The organism is Brachyspira sp. SAP_772 (assembly GCF_009755885.1).
Lineage (GTDB): Bacteria > Spirochaetota > Brachyspiria > Brachyspirales > Brachyspiraceae > Brachyspira.
Genome location: NZ_VYIX01000369.1, coordinates 1 through 523 on the forward strand (window position 1 = coordinate 1; position 523 = coordinate 523).

General features: G+C 34.2%; 1 protein-coding gene. It reads left to right on the top strand.

The genetic code is table 11. The annotated features are described in order from the left end of the window. Positions 1 to 523: amidohydrolase family protein (locus GQX97_RS14555; RefSeq protein WP_157152382.1), on the top strand; the 523-nt coding region annotated here is incomplete at both ends.

Sequence of the window (523 nt, forward strand, 5' to 3'; positions counted from 1 at the left end):
GTATAGGCTGCCATATTCACGTTGCTGAGGGTATAGAAGATTTACATGATTGTCTTAAAGACCATGGAAAAAGAGTGGTTGATAGATTATTTGATTGGAAAGTGCTTGGTCCTCATACTTTACTTGTACATTGTATATATGTTAATCCTCATGAAATGGATTTAATAAAAGAAACTGACACTATGACTTCTCATAACCCTGAATCTAATATGGGTAATGCTTGCGGATGTCCTCCTACTATGGAATTGATGAAAAAAGGTATATTAACAGGCTTAGGTACTGAYGGATATACTCATGATATGATAGAATCATACAAMGTTGCTAATGTACTTCATAAACATCATTTATGCGACCCTAATGCTGCTTGGGGCGAATTACCTACAATGCTATTTGAAAATAATGCTAAAATAGCTAATAGATTCTTCGATACTCCTTTAGGCGTACTTAAAGAGGGAGCTGCTGCTGATGTTATTATTATGGATTATAAAAATTACACAGAATTAAGCGATAAAAACATAAACGG